The organism is Intestinibacter sp., assembly GCF_022780145.1.
GTDB lineage: Bacteria > Bacillota > Clostridia > Peptostreptococcales > Peptostreptococcaceae > Intestinibacter.
In genome coordinates this window covers 1-3,992 of record NZ_JALEXO010000012.1, presented here as the reverse complement: position 1 = coordinate 3,992, position 3,992 = coordinate 1, and the positions used below count along the sequence as shown (strand labels likewise).

Here is a 3,992-nt window from a genome sequence, read left to right as displayed (position 1 = left end):
CTATTTCTTCGTATGGATCTTCTGTATATAATATTTCTTCATCTATTAATGTTTTTATTTCATCATAGGCTTCTGATATAATATCTGCTTTGTATTTATCGCCGAATTCAGCTATAAGCGCCTCCTTTGGTCTTAAACTGTCATCATCGATTAAATCATAAACTAGTTCATCTACTATATGAACAGATCCTGTATTTACATCTAATACAAAGTAATTTTCACCTTGTTTAAATTTATGAACTAAACTCATTTTATCTCCTCCGTATATAAAAACAAATCAAAAGCTGTTGAAATATATATATGTATATATTTCAACAGCCCTGTTAATTATATTTCACATTTTAAATTAGCTACTGTACAAGATGTTTTACAAGCAGATTGGCAAGAGTTTGCACATTCTTTACATCCTGGTTTCTTTAAGCTATCTTTAATGTTTGTTTTGTTTATTGTTTTTATATGTTTCATACTAAATCACCTCCAATAAATAATACCTTGATATTTTATCATATATAATTTACTAAATAAAGTTACTTTTCCTAATATTCATATATTGTGGAAAATATTATCTAAAAAACCGCATAATTTACTTATGATAAGGTTCTCCGTTACACCTCCAAAGGAGCACGTTTTACTTTAATTGTTCTAAAGCCTTATATTTTTTAAGCTCTTTCATAAGTTCTTTCTCTATTTCTTTATCTAAATATCTCCTTGGAATTATATGAGCTACAAATCCACTTATATATAAGGATCATATCTTCGTAAACTTTTACATCTTTTATACTTTCTAACGATACTGTTTCTGATATAGAATCCCCTTTTACTACTATTGTCCCATCAATAATTTCTAAAGTCTTACTTCCAAATATTGATGAATTATCTCCTTAACTTATGAGTTTATCAGTTTCTTTAGCTACTAATTTTTTGTATTGCTTAGGATATGTTAAAATCCAAATGACTAAAAAAACTATCGCTACTATAATCCAATATATACTCGGTTGATTAAATATCCCCGTTCCTGTAAAGTAGATTGGTATAGAAAGTATTATGGGTACAGCATATCTAAGTATGTTAAATGTACTTTTCTGTGATTTCGAGTTTTCTAAATGATGTAAATTGAAGCTTATATAGTCATCTTTTGTTATTTTAAAGTCGATTTTCATTTGTGCCGTCCCCTTATTATTAAAAACTTTATTTACATTATATTACAAATTTCAAGCACTTACAATTAAGCATAGTAACATGAAAAAAGGAAGGGTCTTCATCTTCTTCAGACGACCCTTCCTTTACTTTTAGGCTTTGAATGTCTTATATTTAAATCCTACATATAAAAATTTAACTTATCTATTTAAATTTAATCTCTAATTGCGTTTAGTTTATGAAGCAAATACTCTTTTTTATTCAATGGATCATACGTTGTTTTTTTGCGTGCTTTTGAAAATTCAGCTGAAGCTTCCTTATACCCATAAAATTTTGTCACAAACATTCCTCTACCTTCTGTATATGAAGCTATTTTCATTTTATATTCTTTTGAATTTTCTACTGGAATTAATCCCTTTATTGAGAATTCATCCCCTATAACAATAGGATTATCAAAGGTTGCCCTCATAGTTTCTAAATCCCATACCGCTTTGCTTAAAGCATTTTGAGGAATCTTTAACTCAAACTCATGTAATGGCTCTAATAAAACAGTTTGTGCTTTATATAATGCTTCCATGAATACCATAGGTGTCACATTTCTAAAATCTGCTGGAGTGCTGGCTGGACTAAAAAATTCACCACAGCTAAGAGTGACTTTTACATCTGTAACCTCCCATCCAAATAATCCTTGTTTACTTGTCTTAATAACTGCTTCTTCAATTGCATTTTGAAAAGATTTTGGCAATGACCCTACTGAAACATTAGAAATATACCTAAGACCTTCGCCTCTCCCTGCTGGTTCTATTTCTAAGCCTACTGTCGCCCAAAATGGATTTAAGTCTTCCTGCATATGCATTATTGACGCTCCAAAACCTTTAGGTGTTTCCTTATAGATAGTCTCAATATTCGAAAACTCTACTTTTATTCCATATAAATCATCTAACATGGAACTTAGTATTTCCATTTGAACTTCACCGAATAAGTTGACATAAATTTCTTTATCTATGTCATTCATCTCTAATTCTAGTAGTGGATCTTCCTCTGCAAGTAATGTTAATGCTTTAAATAGCTCTGGATTTTTTTCTTTATCAATTGCAGAAATTGTTGTTTTTAATGCTGGTTTAGCTATAGATATATTTTTAATTTTATCATTTGAAATTCCAATAACATCTCCCACTTGGAAACTTGTAAGTCCATATAAAATACCTATATCCCCTGCTTCTATCCTCTGTGCTTCAACAACTCCCCCATTTTCTAACCTATTAATTTTCTTTACTTTTTCTGCTATCTCCTTATTAGGTACTTGAATTTTATCTCTTACAGATATTTTTCCTCCAAATAATCTTACATAAACCTTCTTTTCATTTTTACTTGTTCTTTCGATTTTAAATACTACTCCAGATAAATCACTTTCACAATCATCACCTGCAAATGGAAAATAACTACAAATTCCATCTAATAAGTCTTCAACTCCAAGTCCAATTGCTGCCGCACCACAAAATACTGGATATAGACTTCCTTCACTTGCATATAATGAAAGCTTTTCTTGTATTTCTTCTTTATCAGGTTCTATTCCACCAATATATCTTTCTAAAAATGCTTCGTCTAAGTCTGATAAAACATCAATAGCATCATCATTTATCATGCATGTATCAAATAGTTTTTTTATATAAACAGCTTTGCTTCCTACATCATATACTTCTTGTAATCTAACTACTTTATTGGACATATTCTTCTTTATATCTTCAAATACTTTATTGAAATTTGCCCCAATTCTATCTAGCTTATTTACAAAAATTATTGTTGGAATGTTTAACTCCTTTAATGTCTCAAATAATATTCTTGTTTGTGACTGAATACCCTCTACTCCTGATATAACTAGTATCGCTCCATCTAAAACACTTAATGAACGTTCAACTTCCGAAATAAAATCCACATGTCCTGGAGTATCAACAATATTAACCTTGACATTATTCCAATTAAAAGATATGGTTGATGATTTAATGGTAATCCCTCTCTTACGCTCAAGCTCCATAGAATCCGTCTGTGTATTGCCTAAATCAACTCTTCCAACTGATTTTATAGCTCCACTATAATATAATAAGTTTTCTGTTATAGTTGTTTTTCCTGCATCCACGTGTGCTACGATTCCTATATTAATTATTTTCTTCATAATCAATACCTCCAACTCTATCAACCACCTTTTTATCCATTATCATAGCAACAATATATAACACTAATACCGGTGTTACTAATAACGAAGTACATGCTATACCCATACTCACTGAAATATTTGTAGCTATGATTCCTATAATTGGTCCACCTAAAATTTGACCTAAGGAATTTATTTGTCCATTTATAGAAAGTACAGTAGATCTGGCCTTGTCATCTATATGTCCATTAAGCCATGCACTAAATATAGGTTCATTTATAGTTCTAAAGGTACTTGTCGCTAAATAAGCTATTAGCATTAAGTTAAATCTTTTTGTAATAGCAAATATGAACATAAATGATATATAAAATATATTTATACATAATAACAGCTTTCCATTTTTATTCTTATCATCATCCTTAAGCTTCTTTTCCATAAAATGCATTACTATAGCACTCAATATCATTCCTGCAATTCCAAAAATTCCGAACCAAGTCACTGGTTTAAGGTTTCCAAGTTTAGGAAGCATAGTATCTTGTAAAAAATGCATATTAGAAAGTCTATCATAACCTTCACTGGATAATCCATAAAATAAAGTTACTGAAAGCAAAATTATAATTATAGGTTTATTTTTTATAAATTTAAGACCAGATTTAAAGGTATATCCCATCTTTTTAAAAGTATTTAAATCCTCTGGAGCAGA

Annotated in this window: 4 protein-coding genes and 1 pseudogene; all 5 read right to left on the bottom strand. The window is 29.8% G+C overall.

Features of this window, described 5'->3' with window-relative positions; all coding sequences use genetic code 11:
* Positions 1–250 (bottom strand): annotated as a pseudogene (locus tag MR593_RS00470) (thioether cross-link-forming SCIFF peptide maturase); the annotation flags it as partial.
* A gap of 77 nt (positions 251–327) precedes the next feature.
* Complete coding sequence (gene scfA / locus MR593_RS00465; protein WP_290685723.1) at positions 328–465, bottom strand: six-cysteine ranthipeptide SCIFF; 138 nt, start codon at positions 463–465, stop codon at positions 328–330.
* 416 nt (positions 466–881) lie between these two features.
* Complete coding sequence (locus tag MR593_RS00460; protein ID WP_035284861.1) at positions 882–1,160, bottom strand: hypothetical protein; 279 nt, start codon at positions 1,158–1,160, stop codon at positions 882–884.
* Positions 1,161–1,351: 191 nt separating this feature from the next.
* Positions 1,352–3,310 (bottom strand): tetracycline resistance ribosomal protection protein TetB(P), encoded by a 1,959-nt coding sequence (gene tetB(P), locus MR593_RS00455; protein WP_006440995.1) that lies wholly within the window; start codon positions 3,308–3,310, stop codon positions 1,352–1,354.
* Positions 3,294–3,992, bottom strand: a 699-nt coding sequence (locus tag MR593_RS00450; protein WP_442908390.1) for a hypothetical protein, incomplete at its 5' end; no start/stop codon positions are given. The genes tetB(P) and MR593_RS00450, both read right to left, overlap by 17 nt.

What these genes read in the sequence shown, in the direction of transcription:
- scfA (WP_290685723.1), bottom strand. Translation starts at nt 465, where the DNA reads ATGAAACATATAAAAACAATAAACAAAACAAACATTAAAGATAGCTTA.
- MR593_RS00460 (WP_035284861.1), bottom strand. Translation starts at nt 1,160, where the DNA reads ATGAAAATCGACTTTAAAATAACAAAAGATGACTATATAAGCTTCAAT.